The organism is Wenyingzhuangia marina, from assembly GCF_900130035.1.
Taxonomy (GTDB): domain Bacteria; phylum Bacteroidota; class Bacteroidia; order Flavobacteriales; family Flavobacteriaceae; genus Wenyingzhuangia; species Wenyingzhuangia marina.
On the sequence record NZ_FQXQ01000002.1, the window covers coordinates 302,025 to 327,991 of the forward strand.

At 31.4% G+C, this 25,967-nt stretch carries 16 protein-coding genes; 8 read left to right on the forward strand and 8 right to left on the reverse strand.

Annotated elements, in window-relative coordinates:
- Nucleotides 1-35: 35 nt before the first annotated feature.
- From BUB70_RS05350 to BUB70_RS05375, 6 genes are all read right to left on the reverse strand, one after another.
- Nucleotides 36-3,023, reverse strand: a complete 2,988-nt coding sequence (locus tag BUB70_RS05350; RefSeq protein ID WP_084730192.1) for a LamG-like jellyroll fold domain-containing protein — start codon at nt 3,021-3,023, stop codon at nt 36-38.
- 251 nt (nt 3,024-3,274) lie between these two features.
- Nucleotides 3,275-5,305 carry a DUF2264 domain-containing protein gene (locus BUB70_RS05355; RefSeq protein ID WP_073119773.1) on the reverse strand — a complete coding sequence of 677 codons (2,031 nt, stop codon included), beginning with the start codon at nt 5,303-5,305 and terminating at the stop codon, nt 3,275-3,277.
- A gap of 1 nt (nt 5,306) precedes the next feature.
- Nucleotides 5,307-6,086 carry a glycoside hydrolase family 16 protein gene (locus tag BUB70_RS05360; RefSeq protein WP_200777475.1) on the reverse strand — a complete coding sequence of 260 codons (780 nt, stop codon included), beginning with the start codon at nt 6,084-6,086 and terminating at the stop codon, nt 5,307-5,309.
- 229 nt (nt 6,087-6,315) lie between these two features.
- Nucleotides 6,316-7,464, reverse strand: coding sequence for a glycoside hydrolase family 88/105 protein (locus tag BUB70_RS05365; protein WP_073119094.1), 1,149 nt, complete (start codon nt 7,462-7,464; stop codon nt 6,316-6,318).
- Between the two features lie 470 nt (nt 7,465-7,934).
- Nucleotides 7,935-9,014, reverse strand: coding sequence for a peptide chain release factor 1 (gene prfA / locus BUB70_RS05370; RefSeq protein ID WP_073119097.1), 1,080 nt, complete (start codon nt 9,012-9,014; stop codon nt 7,935-7,937).
- 149 nt (nt 9,015-9,163) lie between these two features.
- Entirely contained in the window at nt 9,164-9,598 is a 435-nt protein-coding gene (locus BUB70_RS05375; RefSeq protein ID WP_073119099.1) for a DUF4293 domain-containing protein, read from the reverse strand.
- Nucleotides 9,599-9,815: 217 nt separating this feature from the next.
- On the opposite strand from BUB70_RS05375, the gene rho reads away from it, so the two are divergent.
- The gene (gene rho / locus BUB70_RS05380) at nt 9,816-11,480 is read left to right on the forward strand and encodes a transcription termination factor Rho (protein ID WP_073119101.1); all 1,665 of its coding nucleotides are present in this window, start codon (nt 9,816-9,818) and stop codon (nt 11,478-11,480) included.
- A gap of 59 nt (nt 11,481-11,539) precedes the next feature.
- On the opposite strand, the gene BUB70_RS05385 is transcribed toward rho, so the two are convergent.
- Nucleotides 11,540-12,769, reverse strand: a complete 1,230-nt coding sequence (locus BUB70_RS05385) for an FAD-dependent monooxygenase (RefSeq protein WP_073119103.1) — start codon at nt 12,767-12,769, stop codon at nt 11,540-11,542.
- A 365-nt stretch (nt 12,770-13,134) separates the two neighbouring features.
- On the opposite strand from BUB70_RS05385, the gene gltB reads away from it, so the two are divergent.
- The 4 genes from gltB to modA all read left to right on the forward strand — a co-directional run bounded on the left by gltB (nt 13,135) and on the right by modA (nt 21,081).
- Nucleotides 13,135-17,646: a glutamate synthase large subunit gene (gene gltB, locus BUB70_RS05390; RefSeq protein ID WP_229742960.1), complete on the forward strand. Its 4,512-nt coding sequence runs from the start codon at nt 13,135-13,137 to the stop codon at nt 17,644-17,646.
- Nucleotide 17,647: 1 nt separating this feature from the next.
- Nucleotides 17,648-19,114 carry a glutamate synthase subunit beta gene (locus tag BUB70_RS05395; protein ID WP_073119106.1) on the forward strand — a complete coding sequence of 489 codons (1,467 nt, stop codon included), beginning with the start codon at nt 17,648-17,650 and terminating at the stop codon, nt 19,112-19,114.
- A 177-nt stretch (nt 19,115-19,291) separates the two neighbouring features.
- Entirely contained in the window at nt 19,292-20,287 is a 996-nt protein-coding gene (locus BUB70_RS05400; RefSeq protein ID WP_073119109.1) for an alpha/beta fold hydrolase, read from the forward strand.
- An 11-nt stretch (nt 20,288-20,298) separates the two neighbouring features.
- On the forward strand, nt 20,299-21,081 hold the full coding sequence (modA, locus tag BUB70_RS05405; protein WP_073119111.1) for a molybdate ABC transporter substrate-binding protein: 783 nt from the start codon (nt 20,299-20,301) through the stop codon (nt 21,079-21,081).
- Nucleotides 21,082-21,141: 60 nt separating this feature from the next.
- On the opposite strand, the gene BUB70_RS05410 is transcribed toward modA, so the two are convergent.
- Entirely contained in the window at nt 21,142-23,346 is a 2,205-nt protein-coding gene (locus BUB70_RS05410) for an ATP-dependent DNA helicase RecQ (RefSeq protein WP_188351952.1), read from the reverse strand.
- Nucleotides 23,347-23,415: 69 nt separating this feature from the next.
- Here BUB70_RS05410 and BUB70_RS05415 point away from each other — a divergent pair, with 69 nt between their 5' ends.
- From BUB70_RS05415 to lptB, 3 genes are read left to right on the forward strand one after another with little or no spacing between them, the layout of a single operon-like run.
- Nucleotides 23,416-24,378, forward strand: coding sequence for a KpsF/GutQ family sugar-phosphate isomerase (locus tag BUB70_RS05415; protein WP_073119113.1), 963 nt, complete (start codon nt 23,416-23,418; stop codon nt 24,376-24,378).
- Nucleotides 24,379-24,381: 3 nt separating this feature from the next.
- The gene (gene tatC / locus BUB70_RS05420) at nt 24,382-25,185 is read left to right on the forward strand and encodes a twin-arginine translocase subunit TatC (RefSeq protein WP_073119115.1); all 804 of its coding nucleotides are present in this window, start codon (nt 24,382-24,384) and stop codon (nt 25,183-25,185) included.
- Nucleotides 25,182-25,925 carry an LPS export ABC transporter ATP-binding protein gene (gene lptB, locus BUB70_RS05425; protein WP_073119118.1) on the forward strand — a complete coding sequence of 248 codons (744 nt, stop codon included), beginning with the start codon at nt 25,182-25,184 and terminating at the stop codon, nt 25,923-25,925. The genes tatC and lptB overlap by 4 nt, the downstream gene beginning before the upstream one ends.
- The last annotated feature ends 42 nt before the right edge of the window (nt 25,926-25,967 follow it).

The window sequence follows — 25,967 nt, forward strand, 5'->3', positions numbered from 1 at the left end:
CTCCATGAATGAAATTAAATACACTTATAAAAAAATTACTCGATAATTACTTTTAAAGTGTTATTTAAATTATCTCCGATAATATGAAGAATATAAATTCCTGATTTTATTCTATTAGATCTTTCTAAAATAAATTGATATTTATTTTTTGCTTCTAACTCTTGCTTAAACACAACTTTACCTGCAATATCTTTTAAAATAGCTGTGATATAATTTTTATTATATGATGGTATATTAATATTGATTTGTTCTTTTACTGGGTTAGGATATACTTTTACCAAACTACTATTTTTAGTGATTTTTTTATTACTTAATGATACATTTTGATATAGTTCTAAAACTTCCGTTTCATTTAAGGCATAATTAAATATTTTAAGTTCATCTATCATTCCTTTATATGGTGCAGGAGCTGTACCAGCCAACAATTCATATTCACCTATATTTCCTAATATCAAATCACTTACTTCAGCAATTCCAGTTACGCCTGTCTCATCTATTTCATTTGAAAAAACTCCGTTTATGTATAATCTTAATTTATGATTTTTGACATCTCTCATGACCACAATATTCTCCCATTCGCCAGTAAAAACTGGAATGGCACTTGATGATAGTTCTTTTTTAATTACATTATCGTCTATAGCAAAACGTAGTTGACTGTCTTTGAATTCAATATTATATCTTTTTCCTGTAGTTCCTAAACTTACATTCGTTTTAAAAGAACCTTTACATAATAGATAAGCACTATTAGATACCGTAGGCATTAATTCTGGTCCAGCTTTCATCCAAACAGAAATCGTAAAAGAACTATTATTTAAAAATATTTGATCTTTATTTGGAATGTTTACGATATAACTATTATTAGGAGAAGTAGAAAAATCTATAGCATTTCCAGATTTTCCAGTAACTCTAACATCTGCATTATCATAATTATCATCTAAAACACCAATATTGTTATAACTTGTTTTATCATCAATATCTCCTCCATCAAAAACGGATTCGTTAAAAGGCCAATATCCTACCATTTCTTCAGGAACATTTGCTATGGTTTTAAAATTCCAAACATCACCTTTTGTTGTACCTTTATCATTAGTTGCATCAACTCTCCAATAATAATAAGTGTTTGATAATAAATTTTTCAGTTCATATGATGAATTACTATAAACAACTTCTGATAATTTAGTAAGATTATTTTCTTCTGTTCCAATATAAATAGTAAAAGTTGATGTGTTATCACTACCAGCCCATTTTAAAGTTGCTTTTCCATCAAATAGTTCAACATAATCATATCCTAAACTAGGAGATATTATGGATGCTTTAGAAGGTGCTGTTGGAATTTGTGGAGTGATTACTGATGAAACCTTACTATAGACTGAAGAACCTGAACTATTTATTGCTTTAACTCTATAATAATATTTAGTATTAGGTATTAAATCAACTTCATTATAACTTGTTATATTAGCATTTAGATTTGCAATAACTATAAAATCTATACCATTGGTAGAACGTTCTAAAATGTATGCTTCTTCCTTATCAGTATTATCATTCCATTGAACTGTTAAAGTACTGTTAGGAGGCGTTTCTGTAGACATCTGATTCGAAAAACTAACACTTGATGGAGGTATAATAAAATCTGGAGGCGTTATATTTACCAATCCGTTAATATAAACCTCAATATTCAAATAGGGTGCATTTGTAGCACTTACTGCCAAAGCATCACTATTATCGTTTTTATTTAATCCATTATTTTCTTCCCAATCATCAGGCATTCCATCATTATCTGAATCTAAAGGAGCTGGAGCTGCATATACATGACCTACTCCTCCATTAATAAAAGGCAAATCTGTTTCTCTATATACATAAAAAGCTTTTAAACCTTTAGATTTTAAATCGTCAATCATTAAACTATCAACCTGATCTCTTTTTGGATATGATGCACCAACACTTTGTATTATTTTTTCAAAAGCTTGTTGAGCAGTTAGTAGTGGATTTTTCATCGGATAATCATATGGAGTTGACAATATAGTTGACATATCACCTGTAGGATATCCATCTGTATCAGCTGTTACTAATGTTCCATTTAAAGTTCCATCTCTATTATTATCATAATAGTTTCCAGATCCATATAAATAAAAATTTGAGTTACCTCTACTAAAAGGTGTATTTCTAGTAGTACTAGTATTAGGCCCACCTATAAAATAATTATTAATAATATTAACATTAGAAACACCATCAGAATCTCCCATAATGTAAGCTTCCCCAGATTCTGTATGCCCGTAAGTATTTCCATAATTTCCCCAATTGTAAACTACATTATTTACAAATTCATTAATTCCTTTAACTTTTGGATTTCTAGTTTTATTTCCAGTATATAAATTACCTATAAGACTTACTTTTCCTCCTGAAGGCTGAATTAATCCTCCTGCAGAGTGATTATGGCGATGTAAACCTTGACCAATAATTGAATTTTGAATGGTAATATTATCTGGCTTTCTACCTTTACCATCCCAATTTATTGAAAAGACTTCATCTGTTCCCCATGAGAATGTCATATGATCAAAAATCATATTTTCTCCATTAGACAAGCCAGAAGCATCTTGATTTTTTGCTGCTCCACCAAAACGAATTCTAATATAACGAGCAATAGTATTACTAGCTCCCGAAAAAGTTACTCTAGGACCATACAAAACTATTCCTTCTCCAGTTGCTGTCTGACCTGCAATGGTTGTATTGTTTGCTACTACAATTTGAGACTGTAAATTAATGATTCCTCCTACTTTAAAAATAACAAATCTACCAGGTTGACTTACGGCATCTCTAAAAGATCCTGGTCCACTATCGTTTAAATTAGTTACCAAATAAATTTCTGGATCTACATATCCTCTTGCTCCAGTGGTATATTTTCCAAAACCTGTTGCTTCAGGAAATGCCAATGTTTGTGCTTTTAAATTCTCAAAAGAAATAAAAAACACTAAAATGATATAAAATTTAAATCCATAATTTAAAAGTGATATTTTCTTTTTCATAAAAAGTAATATTTTAGTTTTTACAGTAATTAATAAATCATCCTACACTATATTATTAATATCATCAATTATAAATTTAAAAAACATAATATTCATAATAAAAACAACAAAATGTTATCGATTACACAAAAACAATAATACTAAATATTAAAGAAATTACAACTATTAAAAACAAACTATTATAAAATTATCCTAAACAAAAAAAAGCTCTTGAAATATATCTAAGAGCTTTTTGTTATAATTTATAAATATCAAAACTTAACTTCATTGGTTTCTCCATTTCTATATTTAATGGTAACCCTGTTTTCTTTTGTTGTTGAAATAATACTTTTTATAGGAACCAATTCTTTAGATTTCCATTTTTCTCCAGCCTTTTTCCATAGCATTAACGTCGCATAAATTTTTGAGTCTTTTATTTCTTTATACTCATCCACCACAACATTTAATACTTTACTGTTATTACTCTCTGGATGTAAACCTGTAGCAGAAACTACTTCAGTATTTTCCCAACCTAAAATTGGAATGATTGCTAATTGATATACGCCATTATCTATAATAGTTACTTCATAACCTTTAACCTTTTTATGTGTGGTTACTATTTCTTTATCCAATTTTGGTAGTGCATAATGCCCCAAACGCATTTCTATAAGTTTGTCACTTATGTTTTTATCTACTCTTAAAATCCCATTTTCCAATGGAATATCTGCTAAATTAAATCTGATACTTTCATCCGTTTCTAACTTTACATCTCTGTAATAAATACCTTCTTCAAATTTTTTAAAAGTGTACAACCTAAAGGCTTCCCATTTATTTTGATGATTTTTCACAACATAATTCATCGCTACTTCACCATTTTCTCCATCAGCTTGCCATGGAAAAGCACTATTATAAGATAAGCGATTATAGTTTTCTGTAGAACGAAATTTTTGCCAATCGTCTTTTACTTTTTCATGACACCAAGCTCTTATCTCTGAAGCTCCAATATTAGGATAATCTGTAATTAAAATTTCTGATTTTCCTTGGTATTTATTGTAAACTTTTCCTTTTTCTAATTCATCATCCCAAGCACCATTATTTTCTTTGGCCGTCCAAAATGAACTATCATCTGGTACTAACAAACCGAAAAATGCTTTTCCCATCCAATATACACTTCCTCTACAGCTATATACTTGCACTGCTGGCTCAAAAGCTCCATAAAAACCTAAAGTTGGAACATTATCTTTCATAAAATCAGGATGTGTAAAAAACTGTTTAATAACTCCTGATGAAATTCTTCTCATCCAACCATAATTCACATTTTTATCATCCTGAAACCCCATTAACGGAAATGGAACAATAGCTCCTGTTCTGTAGCTAATGCTTCTACCATACATAATCATTTTTCCATCTTTACTAAACAAGTATGGATAATTATCTTTTAATCCATCAAAATTTGATTCGAATTTTGCTGCAATCTCAGGGTAATATTCTTTTCCAAAATATTCAGACCAAAGCATTCCATACATCTGAAAAGCCCACATACTGTAATAATCATAAGCAGGACTGTCATTATACCATCCATTTCCTCGATAAGCCAATAAAGATTTTTCTAAATATTTGACCAATAAGTCTTCATTTACTTGATAACCTTGTTCTTTAAAAAAACTCAAAACAAAAATGTTAAAGAATTTCCAATTAGAATCAACAGTAGGTCCATCACCGTAGCTAAGCATAATTCTAGCCAATTCATCTTTTTGTTCTTTTGGCAAAGGTTCCCATAAAACTTCTGGGTTTACCAACATTGATAATGCTAAAGCTCCAAATTCAACTAAATTCTGACTAGGTCCTCCATTTTTAGCCCTAGGAACAATGTATGATTTACTTGTAGGATCTATTAATTTCCCTATCTGATAACGATAATAGTCTGCAACCTTAATATTATTGATTACCAAATCAGGTCTTTCCTTTAATATAGGAGAAGCTATAAAAAGTGTTCTACACAATCCTTCTAATTTCTCTGTCGGCACTCTACCTTCATTATGCGGATAACTTTTTCCTGGTTGCTTAGGAAATTTCATCGGATCATCCAATGTTTTAATATAACTAAAAGCTCCCTCTAACAAATACATTGCAGCATCTTTCCAATGTTGCTTTGTCATTCCTGTATAAGGACTTAACTCATAATTTGGATTTTCTATTTTAAAAACAGAATTATTGTTTTTACTCGACAATACCTCATTGCTCTGTGCATTTGTATATAAACACAATAAAAAAACACTTAGGGTTGCAAATTTCTTAATCATTTTATTCTTGTTTTTGATAAACTCTAACATAGTCAATTATATATTTTGATGGAAATTTTACATCAGAAAAATCTCCGCCATTTACCCCTCCCACAGCTAAATTTAATAGTAAATATTGTGGCTTATGGAATGGATTTTTATGATTTGTTAAATTATAAGTTTCCTTCAAATCAACTTCATTCAACAATTGATCATCAACATATAGTTTAATAGAGCTTTTATCCCACTCCATTTTCCACACATGAAACTCATTTACCCAATTTTCATTATTAAATTTTGAAATTGGATATTTGTTAGCTCTCCAAACAGGTTTCCATTTACTATTAGATTCCCATGCCACATTGGCTAACAAATCTCCTTTGTAAAACTCCATAATATCAATTTCTCCATTAGTAGGCCAATTTGGCTCCAGCCCAAGTGTCCAAAAAGCTGGCCACAATCCTATTTGGGTTGGGATTTTAGCACGCATTATAAATATACCATAAGTAAATTCTTGCTTGTTTTTACTTATTAAACAACTCGAAGTAATATGAATTAAATCTCTATTTTTTCGCCAATCTTTATCCTCTATAGTGGTAAAGTCAGGATTCATTTTATTTTCATTTCTAGCCTCAATAACAAGATATCCATCTTTACAAAATGCATTTTCTTTTTGATACCATTGATTTTCCTGATTTCTTACAAAACCAGTTTCATAATCCCAATTTTGATCATTTGGTCTTCCATCTTTTTTAAACTCGTCACTCCAAACCAACTGATATCCTTTTATTTTTGGAATCACTTCTTTTTTTAAGCTTGAGCAACTTACTATACACAACACACATATAAAAATATTAAAAAGAGCTTTGCATTTTTTCATTTTCTATAAGATAGAATTTTAATTAAAAGTGATACCCTACAAATTTCAATTAAATAACGATTCTTACAAGGTTTATTTTAATAAAAAAAAGGGTGTAAATCCTTATAAATAGATTTACACCCTAAATTATATAATTTATAAAATTAGGTTTTTACTCTACAAAACGAGCCATTTCAGAAGCTGCTAAAAGAAAAGCTCCTACTCCAAAATCAGCTGTAGAGTTAATATCTACTACTTGACCAGGAATTGCTTTTTCACCTATTGGCTGAACATACCCTACTGCTCCATTTTCTTGTAATGCAACAGTTGTTAAATAATTCCATGATTTTTGCACTACTGGTAAATAAGTATCTTTATCTAAAATACCATTGTTAATTCCCCATAAATAACCATAAGTAAAAAATGAAGTTCCGCTTGTTTCCGGTCCTGGAGCATGTTCTAGATCTAAAATACTACGCGTCCAATAACCTTCATTTTGTTGAGCTTTTGCTAAAGCAGCAGCCATATCTTTAAAACGGTTTATATACTTTTGTTTGTGTTTTGCTGTATCAGGTAAGTCTTGAATAATTTTTGCATATCCTGCAAAAATCCATCCATCTCCCCTTGCCCAAAAATCTTTCTTTCCATTTACACTTTTGTGTTTAGGATATATGTATTTAGCATCTCTATAATATAAATCAGCCTCTTCATCATACATAATACTATTCGCATAAGTTAAATACTCCTCTAACTTTTCTAAGTACAATTCGTTCCCAGTTACGTTATATAACTTTGTCATCACAGGCATTACCATATATAAACCATCAACCCACCACCAATAATCGTTATTAGGAGTACTCATTTGATATTCCATAACCTCTTTTGCACGAGCGATTTTTTTAGGATCATTTTTACCGGTAAAATTGTATAAATCTATATAAGTCTGAAAACAAATTTGCCAATCTCCAAACAACACGTGCTTATCGTTTTCTCCATAATTATATCTCCATTCTGACTTGTTATTAGATTTAGCTCCCATCCATTCATTTTGCTCTGCCCAAGCCATAGAGTAATCTAGAAAAGATTGATTTTTAGTAACCTTATAAGCTTCCATGTTTCCTGTGTGGTAAGCTGCACGATTCCAAAAAGCATTCCCATGTTTAGGGTGGGTATTTTGCCAATGATTGTTTACTTTGTTAATAATACCTACCACTTCTTTTTTGGAATGATTTATTCCTGTTGATTTTTTTAATGATTTACAACCAACCAAAAAAACTGTTATTAAAGCAAAAAGAATACTGAATGAATGTTTTAATTTCATAATTATTTAAAAAATTATAGTTTTTGTTTATTCCTAATAAAAGACTGACTCAAATGTAATCATAACACTTAACCACCCAAAGCTACAAATAAATATAAGTTTTTAGGATACATTAGGGGAGATTATAATATCTCTAAAGGGGAATAATGGTATTTTACATTAAAATCAACTTTTATTGAGGGGTTTATATCATTTTTAGAAATAAAAACTATTAATTTTTATCCACTAATGGAATTTTATCTCCACAAAATTACCACTCAACGATATTAATCAACCAATAAGCGAATAAGACTATATAAATACAAAATCAGTCTTAATTTAGTGGTAGCGACTTTTTCATAGCGATTTCTTCTCAAATGTTTTTTAACATTTAGAAGAGAAGTGTTTAGTAAAACTCATAGCAATTTTTTGTTACTAAACGCAAAAGCCCTTTACTTTCGTAAAGGGCTTTTAAATTTTATGTTTAGTTATTAAAGATTAGCTTCTCCTAATTCTTTTAACTTTTCAGTATTCTCTGTTAATTTTAATTCATCAATAATTTTATGAATATCTCCGTCTATAATTTTTGATAAATCATACAAAGTTAAACCAATTCTGTGTTCTGTTACACGACCTTGTGGATAATTATAAGTTCTAATTTTGGCTGATCTATCTCCAGAACTCACCATCGTTTTACGTTGAGCCGCATCTGCCTCTAACTTTTTAGCCAACTCCATTTCGTAAATACGAGAACGTAAAACTTTCATGGCTTTGTCTTTATTTTTATGTTGAGATTTTTGATCCTGACACTGAGCTACAATTCCTGTAGGTATGTGTGTTAAACGAACCGCTGAATACGTTGTGTTTACAGATTGACCTCCTGGTCCTGATGAACAGAAATAATCTACACGTACGTCTGAATTATTAATTTGCACATCAAATTCTTCTGCTTCTGGTAACACCATTACAGTTGCTGCAGATGTATGAACACGTCCTTGGGTTTCAGTTTGCGGAACACGTTGTACACGGTGCACACCAGACTCAAACTTTAAATCTCCATAAACATCCTCACCTGTTACACTAAAAATAATTTCTTTGAACCCCCCAGAAGTTCCATCAGCAATATCTTCCACTTCAGTTTTCCAACCTCTAGAAGCGGCATACTTAGTATACATTCTATATAAATCTCCAGCAAAAATACTTGCTTCATCACCACCAGTACCAGCTCTAATCTCTACAATAACATTTTTACCATCTGCAGGGTCTTTTGGAATTAACATGAACTTAATATCATCTTCTAATTGAGGAATTCTTTCATTTCCTTCTTCAAGTTCCATTTTAGCCATCTCTACCATTTCAGCATCAGAACCATCTGCAATAATTTCTTTAGCTTCATTGATATTAGAAAGCAAATTTTCATATTCGTTTGCTTTTTCTACGACTTTACTTAAGTCTTTATATTCTTTATTAAGTTTAGCATATCGCTTTTGATCAGAAATAATATCTGGTTGAATAATCAAATCTGATACTTCATCAAAACGTTGCTTAACAATTCTTAACTTATCTAACATGTTACATTTTTTGTAGACTGCAAAATTACAATTTAAAATTGAAATGCCGAAGTTTATTCATACACGTAAAGTAAGGAAAAGGCATAAAAAAAAATCCCAAAACAAAAGTCTTGGGATTTAGTCGCACTAAATAAACTAAGATGTTAAGCTTATCGTAACCTATCTACAGATTTTACAAGATCTTCATCTTTCTTAATTGCCTTGTTTGCCATGACTAGCAAAACAATATTGACAATCGGAAAATAAATCCCAATACCTTTCTCAGAAATTTGCATTTCTCCAGATAATTTTAGAGATACGTACATCAATACACTTAATAAATAGAAGTTGATCAGAATATTTAATCTGTTAACCACAAATTGATTTTGTCTTTTTTTATAACTAAAAATAGCTATTAAAGAAAAAATTGCAGCCAATATAAAAAATATTCCTACTGATTTTAAAAGAACTGAGTTATTCATAATGGTGTTTGTTAAAAACAAACGACCATCTTCATTTAAAGTAAAAAAAGAAACGAAATTGGTCAACACTCCTGCAATAATAAATACAGATAATAAATACAATGTTTGAATTCTTTGAATCATACTTTTTAAAATAACGATTACAAATTTACATTTTCTTTTTATTTATAAAGACTTTGTCAGATAAAAAAAAAAACTATATTTGTCTTATCTAATTAAACAATTATAGCAGAAACACTTACCTGTTATATTATTTTCAATTTTAAAACAAACAATTTTCTCTTAATAACATAATATGTCCCATTTTAAGAGATTTTAATATTCATTATACACATTTTAAATGTTCGAAATTTCTCAATTAAAAGCAAAAACACTTGCAGATTTGCAGGAAATTGCAAAAACAATTGGATTAAAAAAAACTAGCCAACTAAAAAAGTTGGATTTGATTTACAAAATTCTAGATGAGCAAGCTGCTCACGAAGCTGCAAAACAAGTTACTACTCAAAAAACAGCGGAAGAAGACAAACCAAAACCTGTTAAAAAAACTAGAGTAATAAGAAAACCTAAATCAACCTCTACAGAAACACAGCAAGAAACTACTGTTGTTAAAAAAGAAGAAGATAAAGAGGTTTTTAAGGCAAAGGAGAAAAAACCTAAACCTATAGAAAAATCTCAAGAAAGACCGCAAAAAGCTCCTAGAAACAACCACAAAAACAACGAGCTTAAAAATACTGAGAATAAAGGAAATAATGGTAATAATACCCCAAACCCTAATCAACCTCAGAACAACAACCCTAACAATCCTAATAATACTCCTAGGAATAATAAAAACACCACTAGAAATAACAAAAATAACAAAGGAAAGAGTCTTAAAGACCCTAACTACGAGTTTGATGGTATTATTGAAAGTGAGGGAGTTTTAGAAATGATGCCAGATGGTTATGGATTTTTAAGATCATCAGATTACAATTACCTTTCATCACCAGATGATGTATATGTATCTCAATCTCAAATAAAATTATTTGGATTAAAAACTGGAGATACTGTAAAAGGGAATGTTAGACCTCCAAAAGAAGGAGAAAAATATTTTCCATTAATTAGAGTCTCTAAAATTAACGGATTATCGCCTAAAGAAGTAAGAGATCGTGTTTCTTTTGAACACCTTACACCTCTTTTTCCAGAAGAAAAATTTAATTTATCAGGAGGTAGAAGTTCATTATCTACTAGAATCATGGATTTATTTGCCCCTATAGGAAAAGGTCAACGTGGTATGATTGTAGCTCAACCCAAAACAGGTAAAACAATGTTGTTAAAAGACATTGCCAATGCTATTGCCTCTAATCACCCTGAAGTATATCAATTAATTTTATTAATAGATGAAAGACCTGAAGAAGTTACAGACATGCAACGTAGCGTTCGTGGGGAAGTAGTCGCTTCTACTTTTGATGAGCCTGCAGAAAAACATGTAAAAGTTGCCAATATTGTTTTAGAAAAAGCAAAACGTTTGGTAGAATGTGGTCATGACGTGGTAATTCTTTTAGATTCTATTACTCGTTTAGCAAGAGCTTACAACACAGTAGCACCTGCATCTGGTAAAATATTATCAGGAGGTATTGATGCCAATGCATTACACAAACCTAAACGTTTCTTTGGAGCTGCTCGTAATATAGAAGGTGGTGGTTCTTTAACCATTATTGCTACTGCATTAACAGAGACTGGTTCTAAAATGGACGAAGTTATCTTTGAAGAATTCAAAGGAACTGGTAACATGGAACTACAATTAGAAAGAAATATTGCTAACAGACGTATTTATCCTGCTATCGACTTGATTAAATCTAGTACTCGTAGAGATGATTTATTATTAGATGAAAAAACTGTACAACGTATGTGGGTATTAAGAAAGTACTTAGCAGACATGAATCCTGTTGAAGCTATGGAATTTATTAAAGACAGAATTAAATCTTCTAAAAATAATGATGAATTTTTAATCTCTATGAACGGATAATTTTTATTCAAAAAAAAACAAAAAGCCTCTCTATATCTTAGAGAGGCTTTTTGTTTCTACTATTTAAATTTAATTTTTGGGTTTTTACTAAACTTATAAACCAATTTCAATTTATAAACTTCAAAAATTCGTGAAACAAGCTTGTTGAACTTAAAATTAAACAACATTTCAATAACACTATCAATATCTGTGGTTTGATGAATATATCCTATTCTGCGTTCTATTTTATCATCACTATATTTAGCATACATCCTTCTACAAGAAGCTTCACTTAATTGCCATTTTAGCAAATGTTTATTTCTCCACTTTTTTCTATAAGCAACAAAATTCTCATCCCCTGTTTTTAAAAAATCGTCAACATAATTTGCTGCTAATCTAGCATTTTGCATCGCGTATCTAATCCCTTCCCCTCCTAAAGGATTTACAGTAGAAACCGCATCACCAATAGCCACCACTCTATCTTTATAAAACGTATCTTTTATACTTGGACTATATTTTAAAGTTCCTCCATGAATATCTATCAATCTATAGTCATCTATATTAAGATACTCTTTAATAATTTTTTCAGTCATTTTTTTCATAGAACCTTTAAACTCATCTTCTTTATCAATCTGAATGTAAATTTTACCAGCTCCTACTTTTAAAATTCTATTTTCCATTGGAAAAATCCAAGAATATCCTTTATAAGCCCATTTATCTCCTAAGAAAAAGAACAATGATTTTTTATATCTATCATAAACTTCTTGACTGACTTCTATTAAGTACTCAACACCTCCTCCACATATTAATTTAGGCTGATCCTTTAAACCATCATATACAACTCTCCTACTAGGACCTGTTCCATCTATTAAGAGCTTGGCTTTAAACTCAACTTCTCCTGTAGATGTTTTAAAACTCGCAACAACACCATCCTCAAGTAATTGTTTTCTCAAATAAGTATGCCCCATTAAGACATCACTACCATTTTTAATAGTTTCATCTGCTAAAAACTGCCTTAATCTTCCAAAGTCTAAAACAACTCCCTTATTATTAGTTCCATTCCAAGAATACAAATTTTCGGAACATTGAATTTCCAAATTTTCCCAATAGGCTCCAACAACACTTTCTGGAATATTAAATTCTGTTAAAGGATCCAAAGTCATTCCTGCACTCGAAAAATTATTATCCTTAAAACTTTTATGTCTTTCTGTTAATAAAACTTTATATCCTTTTGCTGATAATTCTCTAGCAAACTGCCCCCCTGCTGGCCCTCCTCCTATGACGATAACATCATACTCTTTATTAATCATATTAATTCATATCTAAATAGTAAAGTAATTATACTAATAATTACTGATTCTAAACGATCAAAATCATATTATTAATATAAAAATATCATCAATCTCGACAGCAATTAATATATAGTGAATCTAAATAAGCTAAACTGCTTTATAGCAGGTTTTTAAAATAACAGAGCTTAATTGATTCATTATGAGATATTTTGAACTCAAAAAAATATAAGGTTTATTTTTATCATATTATCAGTATTTCTACGTAAAAAAACAATTATTCACAATAAAACTATAATAATCAAATAACAAAGTTATGTAACTACTTGTATAGTTTGTTATTCATTAATATTTGCGTAATTTTGTCACCTATATTTATTTAAAATATGATACAGAAACAAGGACTATACTTACCAGAATTTGAACATGAAAACTGTGGGGCAGGTTTTATTTGTAACCTTAAAGGTGAAAAGACCAACCAAATTATTCATGACGCATTAGAAATTTTAGTGAAACTAGAACACCGTGGAGGTGTTAGTGCTGACGGAAAAACCGGAGATGGTGCTGGATTATTAATTGACATCCCTCATGACTACTTTAAAAGAGTTTGTGACTTTGAACTTCCTGAACAACGTAAATACGCTGTCGGAATGGTTTTCTTACCAAAGAACACCAATCAGCACAAGTTTTGTAAAGAAGCTTTTGAAAAAGAAATTGCCAAACAAGGATTGACAGTTTTAGGATGGAGAGAAGTTCCTGTTGACTCTTCACAATTAGGAGAAATTGCATTGGCATCTGAACCAAATATTGAACAAGTATTTGTTGCTCAAGGTGACTTAGAAGAAAACATTTTTAGAGCTAAATTATATGCTGCACGTAAAATTACGGAGCATACTATTCGTAATTCTAAGATGTCAGAAGCTAGTTATTTCTACTTACCTTCTTTATCAAACACAACCCTTATCTACAAAGGTATTATCATGCCTGAAGATATTGGTCCTTATTATACAGATTTACAACAACCAGATTTAGTAACTAGATTGGCATTGGTACACCAACGCTTCTCTACCAATACTATGCCTGCTTGGGAATTAGCACAACCATTTAGATTCTTATGTCAAAATGGGGAAATCAACACATTAAGAGGTAACGTATCTAGAATGCGTGTTCGTGAAGAAATCATGAAATCTGATGTTTTTGATGCAAAAACAATGGAAAGTTTATTCCCTATTATCTTACCAGGTAAATCGGATTCTGCTTCTATGGATATGTCTGTTGAGTTATTAACTTTAACAGGTCGTTCTTTACCAGAAGTAATGATGATGACAATTCCTGAAGCTTGGGAAAAGCACGCTACAATGTCTGAAGACAGAAAAGCGTTTTATGAATACAACTCTTGTATTATGGAACCTTGGGATGGTCCTGCCTCAGTTCCTTTTACTGATGGAGATTATGTAGGAGCTTTATTAGACCGTAATGGTTTAAGACCTTCTCGTTATACTGTAACCAAGAGTGGAAAATTAATCATGTCATCAGAAGTTGGTGTGGTTGATATTGCTCCAGAAGATGTTGTAAGCCATGGTCGTTTAGAACCAGGTAAAATGTTCTTGGTAGACATGAACGAAGGTAGAATCATTGATGATGAGGAAATCAAAAACAAAATTTGTTCTGAAAGACCTTATAAAGAATGGTTAAACAAAAATAGCTTAAGATTAAAAGACGTACCTAATGAAAATAAAGCTTGTCCTTTAGAAACATTAGACTTAAAAACTCGTCAACGTTTATACAACTATACAATTGAGGATATTCAAGAGGTAATTGTACCGATGGCACAAGATGGTAAAGAAGCCTTAGGTTCTATGGGTATTGATACTCCTATTGCTGTTTTGTCTGACAGACCTCAATTGTTACCAAACTACTTTAAACAATTATTCGCTCAGGTTACCAACCCACCTTTGGATGGTATTCGTGAAGAAGTGGTAACTGATATTAGTTTGGCTTTAGGAAATGATAAAAACATTTTTGACATTACTCCAGAGCAATGTCACAAGTTAAGAATTCAAAATCCTGTAATCTCTAACAATGATTTAGAGAAAATTAGAAATATCAACATCGATGGTTTTAAAGCTGAAACTATTGAAATGTTATATACTAAGGTGAAAGGAATGAACGGTTTAGAAGATGGTTTAGAAGAAATCATCACTAAAATCTCTAAAGCGGTTGATAATGGTGTAAACATCATCATTTTATCAGACAGAGGTGCTTCTAAAGAAAAAGCTCCAATTCCTGCTTTATTAGCTTGTTCTTACGTTCATCACCAAATGAACCGTTTGCGTAAGCGTTCTTATTTTGATATCGTAATTGAATCAGCAGAGCCACGTGAACCACATCACTTTGCTACATTGTTTGGGTACGGAGCGTCTGCTATCAACCCTTACATGGTAAACGAAATTATTCGTTTACAAGTTCAAGAAGGATTTATTGAACTAGATGAGCAAAAAGCTGTAGATAACTTTAACAAAGCTATTGGTAAAGGAATCTTAAAAGTAATGAACAAAATTGGTATCTCAACTTTACATTCATATAGAGGTTCTCAAATTTTTGAAATTGTAGGTTTCAACTCAGAATTCGTAAACAAGTACTTCCCATACACTGCTTCAAGAATTGAAGGTATTGGTTTATACGAGATTGAAAAAGAAATCAACGAAAGATATAAATATGCATATCCAGATACTTACATCGACAAACGTTTAGGATTAAACATTGGAGGTGATTATAGATGGAGACGTAATGGAGAAAGACATATTTTTAACCCTACTACAGTTGCTAAATTACAGCAAGCAGTACGTTTAAATGATCAAGCTTCTTACGATGTATACAAAACTGCGATTAACGAGCAAGCTAAAAACTTGTTAACTATTCGTGGATTGTTCGAATTTACAAACTTTGATCCAATTCCTGTAGAAGAAGTTGAACCATGGACTGAAATTGTAAAACGTTTTAAAACGGGTGCAATGTCTTACGGATCTATTTCTCGTGAAGCGCATGAAAACTTAGCTATCGCCATGAACCGTTTAGGTGCAAAATCTAACTCTGGTGAAGGTGGTGAAGATAGAAGACGTTTCCAACCAGATGCGAATGGAGATAATAAAAACTCTGCTATTAAGCAGGTGGCTTCAGGACGTTTTGGAGTAACATCTCACTATTTAAGTTCTGCAAAAGAAATTCAGATTAAAATGGCTCAGGGTGCTAAGCCAGGAGAAGGTGGACAATTACCAGGTACAAAAGTATTACCTTGGATTGCTTCTGCTCGTAACTCAACTCCTTTCGTTGGATTGATTTCTCCTCCTCCACACCACGATATATATTCTATTGAGGATTTAGCTCAATTAATTTACGATTTAAAGAATGCTAACCGTGAGGCTAGAATTAACGTAAAATTAGTATCAGAAGTTGGTGTTGGAACCATTGCTGCCGGAGTTGCTAAAGCAAAAGCAGATGTTGTATTAATTTCTGGATATGATGGTGGTACTGGAGCTTCTCCTTTAACATCATTAAAGCACGCTGGTTTACCTTGGGAACTTGGTTTAGCAGAGGCTCAACAAACATTAGTATTGAACAATTTACGTTCTCGTATTGTTGTTGAATGTGATGGTCAGTTAAAAACTGGTCGTGACGTTGCTATTGCTGCTCTATTAGGAGCAGAAGAATTTGGATTTGCAACTGCACCGTTAGTAGCTTCGGGATGTATTATGATGCGTAAGTGTCACTTAAATACTTGTCCTGTAGGTATTGCTACTCAAGATAAAGAATTACGTAAAAACTTTAAGGGAACCCCAGAACACGTAATTAACTTCTTCTACTATGTAGCAAATGAATTAAGAGAAATCATGGCTCAATTAGGATTCCGTACCATGGATGAAATGATTGGTCAAACTCAAAAAATTAATTCAAACAACGCAATTGAACATTATAAAGCTAAAGGATTAGATTTATCTGCTATTTTACATCAACCTGCTGGTTATAGTAATTTACCAGTGAAGAATTCTGAAAAGCAAGATCATAATTTAGAGAATGTTATTGACTTTACTATTTTAAAAGATGCACATGCTGCAATCTTTAGAAAAGAAGTAACTAACTTATCTTATCCTATTCACAACACTGACCGTTCTGTTGGAGCGATTGTATCTAACGAAATTTCTAAAATTTACGGTCACTTAGGTTTACCTGAAGATACTTTAAACTTAAACTTTACTGGTTCTGCTGGACAAAGTTTAGGAGTATTTGGAGCTCACGGTATTACTTATACTGTTGAAGGGAACACAAATGACTATTTAGGTAAAGGATTATCTGGTGGTAAAATTATTGTGAAGAAACCTGCCAAAGCAGACTTTATAGCCGAAGATAACATTATTGTTGGTAACGTTTGTTTATTTGGAGCTGTTCAAGGGCAAGCATTTATCAATGGTATTGCCGGTGAACGTTTTGCTGTTCGTAACTCTGGTGCAACTGCTGTTGTAGAAGGTGTTGGAGATCACGGATGTGAATACATGACAGGTGGTAGAATTGTAGTTCTTGGAAAAACAGGACGTAACTTTGCTGCTGGTATGAGTGGTGGTTATGCTTTTGTTTTAGATGAAAAAGGGAAGTTTACCAACGGGTTGTGTAACGAAGAAACAATTGATTTTGATCCTATTACTGCAGAAGATGCAGCTGAATTAAAAGGATTGATAGAAAAACACGTAGCTTATACTGAAAGTAATAGAGGTAAAGAAATTTTAGCAGACTGGGAAAACTACATCACTAAGTTTGTGAAAGTAATGCCTAAAGAATACAAGGTAGCTTTAGAACGTATTGCAAATGAAGAACCAATGTTTGAAGAATTAACAGTATCATAATATGGGAAAAGTAACTGGATTTAAAGAATTCGAAAGAAAAGACGAATCGTACAAAGCTGTTGAAGAGCGTGTACACAATTATAATGAATTTACAGTCCCATTAAGTGAGGCTGAAATTACTGAGCAAGGTTCACGTTGTATGGACTGTGGTATTCCTTTCTGTCATAGTGGTTGTCCATTAGGAAACTTAATTCCTGATTTTAACCACATGGTACACCAAGGAGAATGGCAAAAAGCCTCTTTAATTTTACATTCTACTAACAATTTCCCTGAGTTTACAGGTCGTTTATGTCCTGCACCATGTGAGAAAGCTTGTGTATTAGGTATTATTGAAGATCCTATTTCTATTGAAAATATTGAAAAAAATATTGTTGAACGTGCCTTTAAAGAAGGTTGGATTAAACCACAACCTCCTAAAAAAAGAACTGGTAAAACAGTAGCTGTTGTTGGTTCTGGACCTGCTGGTTTGGCTGCTGCTCAACAATTAAACAGAGCTGGACACACGGTAACTGTTTTTGAAAGAGATGATGAAGTTGGAGGATTGTTACGTTACGGAATTCCTAACTTTAAAATGGAGAAAGGAATTATTGACCGTCGTGTAGCTATTTTAGAAGCAGAAGGAATTACTTTTAAAGTAAATGCTAATGTTGGTGTAAATGTTTCTATTGATGAGTTAAAATCTTTTGATGCGATTACTTTATGTGGTGGAGCAACACAAAGACGTTCTTTACCAACTCCTGGTATTGATGCTGATGGTGTGGTGCAAGCGATGGATTTCTTAACACAACAAACCAAAGTTGTTTTAGGAAAAGAAGTAAAAGATCAAGTTTTAGCAACTGGTAAAGATGTCATCGTTATTGGTGGTGGAGATACAGGTTCTGACTGTGTTGGTACATCTAACCGTCAAGGGGCTAAGTCTGTGGCTAACTTTGAAATTATGCCTAAACCTCCTGGACATAGATCACCATCTACTCCATGGCCTTACTGGCCTTTACAGTTAAAAACATCTACTTCTCACAAAGAAGGATGTGATAGAAACTGGTTAATCAACACAAAAGAATTTATCAAAGATAAAAACGGAAAATTAACAGCTTTAAAAACTGTTAATGTTGAATGGAAAATGGTTCCTGGACAAAGACCTCAATTGATTGAAATTGAAGGTTCAGAAAAAATTTGGCCTTGTGATTTAGCTTTATTAGCCTTAGGATTTACTGGTCCTGAAGCAACTATTGCTGAACAATTAGGAATTGAGACTGATGCTCGTTCTAATTACAAAGCTGAATACGGAAACTATCAAACAAACATTCCAAATGTATTTGCTGCTGGAGATATGCGTAGAGGACAATCATTAATTGTTTGGGCAATTTCTGAAGGTCGTGAAGCGGCTAGACAAGTAGATATTTTCTTAATGGGTAAATCTGATTTACCTTCTAAAGATATCGCTGGAGATTTAGTAGGAGTTCAATAAATATTGAATACTTTATAAAACAAAAAGGCTTTTACAATTGTAAAAGCCTTTTTGTTTTTTTATGTTTTCTATAATACATGACAATGTTTTAATTTTATATTTAACACATTAGTGTAGCATGAAATTTGCAATGTTTGACTAATAATTCTTTTTTAAATTCTTGATAAAAAAATCAATATGAAGTTCAAATTACTCTTTACCTTATTCCTAAGCTTTTATATTTCTTATTCACAAAATGAAAAATTACAATGGTTAGATATCATGTTAACCAATTATGAATATCCGTATAAGGTAGAAAATATTACTTTAAGCACTCAGCAACAAAATTTAACAATGGCTTATATGAATGTGAAGCCAGACAATTTTAATGGAAAAACAATCGTATTGTTTCATGGAAAAAACTTTAATGGAGCATATTGGAAAACAACAATAAAGGCATTAACCTCAAAAGGATATCAAGTAATAGCTCCTGACCAAATTGGTTTTGGAAAGTCATCAAAACCAGATCATTTTCAATATTCTTTTCAAGAATTAGCTAAGAACACTAAAGTATTATTAGATTCTTTAGGTATTAAAAAAACAGCCATATTAGGACATTCTATGGGCGGAATGTTAGCTACAAGATTTACTTTGATGTACCCTGAAATAACAGAAAAATTAATACTAGAAAATCCTATTGGTCTTGAAGATTGGAAATTGGTAGTTCCTTATCAAACTATTGACTGGTGGTATCAATCAGAATTAAAGAAAACTTATGAGGGAATTAAAAACTACCAATTAAATAGTTATTACGATGGCAAATGGAAACCTGAATACGATGAATGGGTAAATCTTTTAGCAGGGTGGACGTTAAATTCTGACTATAAAAAAATTGCATGGAATGCTGCTTTGACTTATGATATGATTTTTAATCAACCAGTGGTTTATGAGTTTAAAAACATCAAATGTCCTACCCTATTAATTATCGGAACAAGAGATAGAACTGCTTTAGGAAAACCTTTGGTCTCAAAAGAAGTAAGAGAAACTATGGGATTATATCAACATTTAGGAAAACGAACCCAACAAGAAATTCCGAATGCTAAATTAGTAGAAATTAAAAATATTGGTCACCTACCACATATAGAAAGTTTTAAAAAATTCATTAACCCACTGACTGAATTTTTAGCAAAATAATAAAATAATGTATGGAGTTTAAATCCTTATTATATATTTCATCTATTTTTAGTATTATCTTATTTACAGCTTGTAATCCTAAAAAAGAAAAAAAATCAAATACACCTAGTGAAATTACAGTTGCTGTTGCTGCCAATATGCAATTTGCAATGAAAGAAATTGCAAATGTATTTGAAAAAGAAAGCGGGGTAAAATGTAATACTGTTATTAGTTCTTCTGGAAAACTAACAGCACAAATTAAAGAAGGAGCTCCTTATGATATTTTAGTAGCTGCCAATATGAAATATCCTGAGGAAATATATAAATCAGGACTTGCTTATTCTGAACCTAAAATATATGCTTATGGTAAGTTAGTTTTATGGACAATGAATAAACAAATTAAACCAAGCTTAGAACTATTAATAAATCCAGCTATAAAACATATTGCTTTGGCAAATCCAGATACAGCTCCCTATGGTTATACAGCAATTGAGACAATAAAAACAAAAAAATTATACAACAAAGTAAAAGATAAATTGGTCTTTGGAGAAAGCATTTCTCAAACCAATCAATTTATCTCTTTGGGTTCTGCAGAAATTGGTTTTACTGCCATGTCTGTAGTATTATCTCCAATTATGAAAGGTAAAGGAAATTGGGTAGAAATTGATAAAAAACATTATACCCCTATAAAACAAGGAGTTGTTATGATAAAACACCATCAAACAAATCCATCTACATTAAAATTTTATAATTTTTTATTTTCTGACAAAGCACAAAAAATATTGAAAAAATACGGTTACGACGTTAAAGAATAACATAAAAAATAAAGCCATTTGGAAAACTCCAAATGGCTTTATTTTTTATGTCGAACGAAATTAGTTTGCTACATCACTAATAAATTTGATACGCATCAATCTTAATTCTTCATCATCATAATCTCCATCAAATTCATCAAGAGCGCTTTTTATATCATCACTTTCTGCTTCCATAAAGTAATCATAGATTTCTTCTTGTTGATCTTCATCTAAAATATCTTCTAAATAATAATCAATATTCAATTTGGTTCCAGAGTATACAATAGATTCAATTTCTTTAATCAATTCGGACATTTCCAAGCCTTTGGCACGAGCAATATCTTCTAAAGGTAATTTACGATCTGTATTCTGAATAATATATAATTTTAAACCTGATTTTTCACCAGTAGTCTTTACCACCAAATCATCTGGCTTATCTATATTGTTTTCTTCTACATATTTAGCTATTAATTCTACAAATTCTTTACCGAATTTTCTTGCCTTACCATCTCCTACGCCATGAATATTAGATAATTCTTCTATAGTTGTAGGGTACTTTAAAGTCATATCTTCTAATGAAGGATCTTGAAAAATAGCATACGGAGGAATTCCCTTTTTCTTTCCAACGTCTTTTCTCAAAGATTTTAACAAGCCCATTAATTGGTCATCTGTAGTCATTGCCGCTTTACTCTTAGCATTGGCTATAATAATAGACTTATCATCTTCATCAACATAAACATGATCTTCTGTCATCATAAAAGAAGTAGGATTTTTAATAAAATCTAATCCTTCTTTAGTGATTTTTACCACACCATATTGCTCAATTTCTTTACGTAAATAACCTGCTACTAAAGTTTGACGAATTAATGCAGTCCAAAATTCATTAGTTTTATCTTTTCCAATTCCAAAGAAATCTCTTTCGTTGGTTTTATGAGAAATTAACATGGCATTTGCTTTTCCCATTAAAGTAGCAACTAAATCTTTTGACTTGTATTTTTCTTTAGAACCTTTAACTACTTTTAATAGTTTTACCACACAGTCTGTAGCCTCTGTTTTCTTTTTAGGATTTTTAGTATTATCATCCATTTTGGCTCCTAACCCATTTACTGGATCGAACTCTTCTCCAAAATAATGCAATAAATATTGTCTTCTACTTATTGAAGTTTCGGCATATCCAACCACTTCTTGTAATAAAGCATGACCTAATTCCTGTTCAGAAACAGGTTTGTTAGCCATAAATTTTTCTAACTTTTCTATGTCCTTGTATGCATAAAAAGCCAAACAATACCCTTCACCATCATCACGACCCGCTCTACCAGTCTCTTGATAATAACTTTCTAAACTTTTAGGAATATCATGGTGTATAACAAAACGTACATCAGGTTTGTCAATTCCCATTCCAAAAGCAATGGTTGCCACAATTACATCTACATCTTCCATTAAAAACATGTCTTGATGTTTTGATCTTGATTTGGCATCTAAACCTGCATGATATGGCAATGCAGAAATTCCATTTACCTGTAATGTTTGAGCTAGCTCTTCAACCTTTTTTCTGCTCAAACAGTAAATAACTCCAGATTTACCTGGTCTTTGTTTGATAAAACGAATAATGTCTGCAACAACATCTTTGGTTTTAGGTTTTACCTCGTAAAACAAATTAGGACGATTAAACGATGCCTTAAATGTATTGGCATTATTCATTCCTAATGTTTTAATAATATCTTCTTGAACTTTTGGTGTTGCAGTGGCTGTTAGCCCAATAATAGGTACATTTCCTATTCGTTCAATAATCTTTCTAAGATTTCTATATTCGGGTCTAAAATCATGTCCCCATTCTGAAATACAGTGTGCTTCATCAATCGCAAAAAAGGATATGTTTTGTTCTTTTAAAAAGTCAACATATTCATCTTTAGTTAAAGATTCGGGAGCCACATATAAAAGTTTTGTGATTCCATTTTCTATATCAGACTTAACCCTATTAATTTCCGTTTTGTTTAAGGAGGAATTTAATACATGTGCCACTCCTTGATGTTCGGAAATACCACGAATGGCATCTACCTGATTTTTCATCAATGCAATTAATGGAGAAACTACAATAGCAGTTCCCTCTTTCATTAATGCAGGAAGTTGATAACAAAGTGATTTTCCTCCACCTGTTGGCATAATTACAAAAGTGTCATTTCCTTCTGCAATACTCCTTACTACTCCTTCTTGTAAACCCTTAAATTTGTTGAAGCCAAAATACTTTTTTAGCGGGCCGTACAAATCAATTTTATCTTGATTCATAATAATTGTATGCTAATTTTAAATACATTTGCAATTAAAGATATAACTTTTTAAGTAAAAATTACAGCCTTGAATAACGATATACTTTCAATTGCCAAAAAAACTATTGATCTTGAAAGCAATGCTATTGCTAATTTAACCAAATTAATTGATTCAAATTTTGAAAATGCAATAAAATGTATTCTTAACACTAAGGGTAGAGTGATCATTACTGGAATTGGAAAAAGTGCTGCTATTGCAACTAAAATTGTAGCTACTCTAAATTCTACAGGAACGCCTTCTATTTTTATGCATGCTGCGGATGCCATTCATGGAGATTTAGGAATTATTCAAGAAGATGATGTGGTCATTTGTATTTCAAAAAGTGGAAACACTCCCGAAATAAAAGTTTTAATTCCATTAATCAAAAGAAACAACAATCCTATTATAGCCATTACAGGAAATATAGATTCGTTTTTAGGAACTCAAGCAACATATACTTTAAACACATATGTTGAAAAAGAGGCTTGTCCTAACAATTTAGCCCCAACCACAAGTACAACGGCACAATTAGTGATGGGTGATGCCATAGCAGTAACCTTGTTAGAGTTGAATGAATTTACTAGTAAAGATTTTGCAAAATATCATCCTGGAGGCGCTTTAGGAAAACGTTTATATTTACGAGTGAGTGATTTGGTTGAGAAAAACGAAATTCCACAAGTAAATGCTAATACCAACATCAAAGAAACCTTGTTAGAAATATCTAACAAACGTTTAGGAGCAACTGCTGTATTAGAAAATAATAAATTAGTTGGTTTTATTACCGATGGTGATATTAGACGTATGTTAAACAAAAATGATGATTTTTTAAACTTAACTGCTAAAGACATTATGTCTGTAAATCCTAAGGTTATAAATATTGATGCCATGGCAATTGAAGCAATGCACACAATGGAAAACAATAATATATCTCAGTTAATTGCTATTGATAACAATGGAAGTTATAAAGGAATTATTCATATTCACGATTTAATTAAAGAAGGTATTTTTTAAAGTATGGGAACAGAAAAAGAAATGTCTTTTTTAGATCATCTTGAAGAGTTAAGATGGCATTTGGTAAGATCAACTATCTGTATTATGGTCGTTGCTATCATTTTATTTATCTACCAAAAAACGGTTTACGATGATTTTTTATTAGCTCACTTAAATCCAGATTTTATTACTTATAGATGGTTTTGTGATGCTTTTAAAAAGCTTGGAATGGAAAGTGATTTTTGTAATATTACTTTTAATGCCAAACTACAAAGTTTATCTCCTACCAATCAGTTAATGAACGCCATGTGGTCTAGCTTTATTTTAGGGCTTATAATCTCTTTCCCTTATATTATATGGGAAATGATGAAATTCATCACCCCAGGTTTAACTGAAAATGAACAAAAAAAGAGTAAAGGATTCATATTTGTAGCAACACTTTTGTTAATTCTAGGATTGCTTTTTAGCTACTATATCATTGTACCGATGTCGGTATATTTCTTTTATAATTATCAAATTACCGAAACCATTGTAAATAACTTTCAATTTGATAGTTATATCACTTTAATAACCAATACTCTTTTAGGAGTTTCTGTGGTTTTTGAACTTCCTTTAGTAGTCTACTTCTTAACCAAGTTTGGATTAATTACACCTGAATTCCTAAAAAAATACAGAAAACACGCTTTGGTTCTTGTATTAGTAGTTTCTGCTATTATTACACCACCAGATGTTACCAGCCAAGTTATAGTTGCTATTCCAATTTTAGTACTGTACGAAGTTAGTATTGTAGTGTCTAGATTTCTTGTTAAAAAACAAAAAGAAGCATGATTTTAAGAGCCGATAATATTCAGAAAATCTACGGAAGTAGAAAAGTAGTAAAAGGAATTTCTTTACAAGTAGAACAAGGAGAAATTATTGGATTGCTAGGCCCTAACGGAGCTGGAAAAACCACTTCTTTTTATATGATTGTAGGAATGATAAAACCCAATGAAGGTCATATTTATTTAGATGATAAAGAAATTACTGGATATGCCATGTACAAACGTGCACAAAACGGAATTGGTTACTTGGCTCAAGAAGCTTCTATTTTTAGAAAATTAACTGTTGAAGAAAATATTCTATCTGTATTACAATTTACCAATAGAACCAAAGAACAACAAAAACAAAAATTAGAAGAATTAATAGAAGAGTTTAGTTTAGGACATGTAAGAACCAATAGAGGAGATTTACTTTCTGGAGGAGAAAGACGTAGAACAGAAATTGCTCGTTGTTTGGCTTCCGATCCTAAATTTATTTTGTTAGATGAACCTTTTGCTGGAGTTGACCCTATTGCAGTAGAAGATATTCAGTCTATTGTTGCTACCCTAAAAGATAAAAACATTGGAATTTTAATTACTGATCATGATGTACAAGCCACATTAGCTATTACAGATAAAACTTATCTTATGTATCAAGGAGGAATTTTAAAAAGTGGAACACCTCAAGAATTAGCAGATGACGAAATGGTAAGACGTGTTTATTTAGGAGAAAGTTTTATTTTAAAAGAAAATAAATTTAAGAAGAAATAGTGAATCATGAATCAAATTTAAAAATCGACTGAAAAACTAAAT